At 67.9% G+C, this 3,964-nt stretch carries 2 protein-coding genes; both read right to left on the bottom strand.

The features are described 5' to 3' along the window. Nucleotides 1-536: condensation domain-containing protein (locus CCN51_RS40940; RefSeq protein WP_143676043.1), on the bottom strand; the 536-nt coding region annotated here is incomplete at its 3' end. Continuing rightward, nucleotides 533-3,964: non-ribosomal peptide synthetase (locus CCN51_RS40935; RefSeq protein WP_143676042.1), on the bottom strand; the 3,432-nt coding region annotated here is incomplete at its 5' end. The genes CCN51_RS40940 and CCN51_RS40935, both read right to left, overlap by 4 nt.

Raw genomic sequence — 3,964 nt, 5'->3', positions numbered from 1 at the left:
GTGGTGGGGGGCAGGGTGGCTGGGGTTTCGTGGCTTTGGTGGGCGTAGAGGGTGAACAGTTCCCGCATGAGGATGGGGAGGGACCAGCCGTCGAGGAGGATGTGGTGGTTGGTGAAGATGAGGCGGTAGGAGTGTGGGGCGAGGTGGATGAGGGTGAACCGGATCAGCGGTGGCTCATCCAGCTGGAACCGGCGGCCCAGGTCCTCCTCCAGCCAGGCAGCCAGAGAGCTCTCATGCGCGTCGGGGTCGAGATGCGTCCAGTCGATCTCCTCCCACGGAAGTTCCACCTCGCGGGGAATGACCTGCACCGGGCGTGACAGGCCCTCGTGAAGGAACCCGGCCCGCAGATTCGCATGGCGGCGAAGAAGCGCCCGCACGGAGGCCTTGAGAACCGGTACATCCAGCGGCCCCTCCACCCGGAAGGAGAATTGGGTCGTGTACACGTCCCGGCCATCGGTGTCGTAGAGAGCGTGGAAGAGCAGGCCTTCCTGCAACGGCGCGAGAGGAAGAATGTCTTCCAGTTCGTGCTGAGTCACTTCTTCTTCCTCCACACCTTTTCCAGACGGTCGATGTCCGCCTGGTTGATTCCGAGTAGGGGCAGGTCCGAGGGGGTACGGCCACCGGCGTCCGGGCGGGTGGCGTGGCGGGTGAGGGCGGCCAGCGCCTGGTGGTAGCCGTCAGCAAGCCGCTGGATCTCCCCACGGGTGAGAACGGCGTCCGGCCAGGTGAAGGTGGTGGTGAGGGTGGGGCCCTGCGGGGTGTCCTGGGTGAGTGAGCCGATGGCCAGGGTGTGCGACAGGGCCATACGGGGGTCGGCGCCGGAGCCTGCCGCGGTGGACTCGGCGGCCGGTGCCCAATGGGCGGCCTGCCCGATGGGGAGTCGGCCGAGGTAGTTGAACCCGATCTGCGGGTCAGGGAGGCCAGCGAGGCTGGGGCTGGTGGCGGGGTTGAGATAGCGCAGGAGTCCGTAGCCCATTCCGTCGTGCGGAATGGCGCGGAGTTGTTCCTTGATGCACTTGAGGACACGCCCCAGGTCGTCCCCGCCACCCCAGGCCTGAGCTTCATCGAAGCTCCCTGGATCCAGCCTGACCGGGTATTGAGAGGTGAACCAGCCCACCGTCCGAGAAAGCTCGGCTGCCGTGATGCTCTCATGGCGTCCGTGGCTTTCAAGGTCGACGAGCACTCCGCCGTCTCCGCCACGTCGGCCGCGCTCGGCCCGCCAACGGAGCACGGCCAGGGTCAGGGCGGTCAACAGGACATCGTTGATACCGGCGTGGAACAGGGTCGGTACCTGGGTGAGCAGAGGCTCGGTCTGGTCGGGGGTCAGGGTCACCGTCAGGCGTTGCGCGGTGTCGAGGGTGTCCCGGGCGGGGTCCAGGGGGCGGGTACCGATGTGCGGTTCGAGGGACTGGAGGATGCCCTGCCACAGGGGGAGTTCCCGCACCCGCTCCGGATCCTGGGCGTATTCGGCCAGATCGGTGGCCCATTGACGGAAGGAGGTGCCGACCGGCTGGAGTGTGGGCGTGGTCTGTGCGGTGGCTGCTTCCCAGGCCGCCTGGAGGTCGGGGAGCAGGATGCGCCAGGACACCCCGTCGACGACGAGGTGATGCACCACGATCAGCAGCCGTCCGGCCGTCTCGGGGCCGGAGTCGAACCACACGGCCTGAACCATCGCCCCTGACCTGGGCGAAAGCCGCTCCCGGGCAGACTCTGCCTCCGCCGCGATGACCTTGCTCAGAGCATCGTCGGCCAGACCGGAGACGTCGACGCGTTGCACGCACTCTGCCGCCCGCACCGCGCCAGCGGCGGGAATCTCCAGCTCCCAGGCGTCGCCCTCCCGCTCCACGAGGCTGGCGCGGAGAGCGTCGTGGTGGTCCAGCACGGTCTGCACCGCCACGATGAGATTGTCCAGGCCCAGCCGCTCAGGAACCTGGAGCAGCACGCCCTGGCTGAACCGCTCCACCGGCCCGCCACGCTCACGTAGTTGATGCATGATCGGCGTCGGCACCACGGTGCCGAGAGCTTGGTCGGCGTCCCCGCTCGGAGCTGTGGCTCCGATGTCCGTTGCGACTCGGGCGAGGGCCTCCACGGTCTTACGCTCGAACACGTCCCGGGGTGTGAAGACCAGACCGGCAGCGCGTGCGCGGGCGACGAGCTGGATGGAGACGATGCTGTCGCCGCCCAGGTCGAAGAAGCTGTCGTCGATGCTGACGTTGGGTGTGGCGAGGACGTCGGTGAAGAGTGTGCACAGGGTCTGTTCGCGTGGTGTGCGTGGGGCACGTCGGGTGGCGGATGGGGTGTAGTCGGGTGTGGGGAGGGCGTTGCGGTCGAGCTTCCCGTTGGGGGTGAGCGGCAGGCGTTCGAGTGGGATGAGTGCGGTGGGCACCATGTAGTCGGGGAGCCGGTCCCTGAGGGTGTGCAGTACCTGAGCGGTGTCGACCCCTGATTGCGTGTCGGTGGGTACGACATAGCCCACGAGCCGCTTCTCACCCGGCTGGTCCTCGCGCACGAGCACAGCGGCTTGAGCGACCGTGTCGTGGGTGGTGAGTGTGGCTTCGATTTCGCCGGGTTCGATGCGGAAGCCGCGGATTTTGGTTTGGGTGTCGGTGCGGCCGAGGTGTTCGAGTGTGCCGTTGGTGTTCCAGCGTGCGAGGTCGCCGGTGCGGTACATGCGGGTGCCGGGCGGGCCGAACGGATCCGGGACGAAGCGCTCGGCTGTGGTGGCGGGCTGGTTGATGTAGCCGTGCGCCAGGCCGGTCCCGGCGATGTACAGCTCTCCCGCCACCCCCGCCGGTACCGGGCGCAGGGCGTTGTCCAGGACGTAGGTGCGGGTGTTGTCCATGGGCCGGCCGATAGGAACCGACGTGCCCGGAGGGGTAGCAGGGGTCATCAGATGCTGGGTGGCGCACAGGGTGATCTCCGTGGGCCCGTAGAGGGCACGCACCCTCACCTGCGGACACGCCTGCAAAACCCGCTGGACGGCAGTGGGGGAGACCACGTCACCGCCGGTCAGTACCTCCTGGACCTGGCCGAAACACCCGGGATCCTCCTCGGCGATCACCCGGAACAGCCCCGCCGTCACATGCACCGCACTCACCCGGCCACCCGCCACCAGCTCGCGCAGCGCCTGAGTGTCGATCTGCTCGTTGGAAGCCACGACGATCCGGCCGCCCGACAGCAGGGGCACCCAGACCTCGTAGTCGGAGGCGTCGAAGGCATGCGGAGCATGCATCAGCACCCGCTCATGCACACCATCCGCACCACCGGTCCACGCCCTGTCGAGGGCGAGTTCCACCACTCCGCGGTGCGGTACCGCCACACCCTTCGGCTCGCCGGTGGAACCCGAGGTGTACATCACGTAGGCGAGCTGCAGCGGATGCCTGCCGCCCACCACCACATTGCTCTCATCGGCACCGGCACCGGCACCGGCAGCGGTGAGGACCTTGTCGGTCACTTCGACCACGCGCGTGTCTGTGGTGAAGCGGGCTGCCTGTGCGGGCCGGTCGGTGAGGAGTACGTTGGCGCCGCAGTCGCGCATGACCGAGCGCAGCCGCTCCACCGGATAGCCCTCGTGCAGCGGTACGTAGTACCCGCCCGTCTTCAGCACGGCCAGCAGGACAGCAATCAGATCGGCGGAACGCTCCATCCACACCGCCACCGCATCCCCCGGACCGACCCCCAGCCGGATCAGGTACCGGGCCAGCCGGTTTGCCCGTGCGTTGAGCTCGGCGTACGTCAGCTCCTGGCCCTGGAAGACGACAGCGACCGCGTCGGGGGTACGTGCCACCTGCGCTTCGAACAACTCCGGCAGTACCGCATCCGGCACCGCACGCGCCGTGTCATTCCAGTCGACCAACACTCGCTGCCGCTCGGCCTCACCCAACACATCAACCTGTCCGACCGGTACATCGAGATCGGCGGCCATCGCCTCCAACACCCGCACCAGACGATCAGCCAGCGCCTC

Source organism: Streptomyces milbemycinicus (assembly GCF_002154605.1).
Lineage (GTDB): Bacteria > Actinomycetota > Actinomycetes > Streptomycetales > Streptomycetaceae > Streptomyces > Streptomyces milbemycinicus.
The sequence above is the reverse complement of the archived record's forward strand: the minus strand, read 5'-3'. Positions and strand labels throughout refer to the sequence as shown.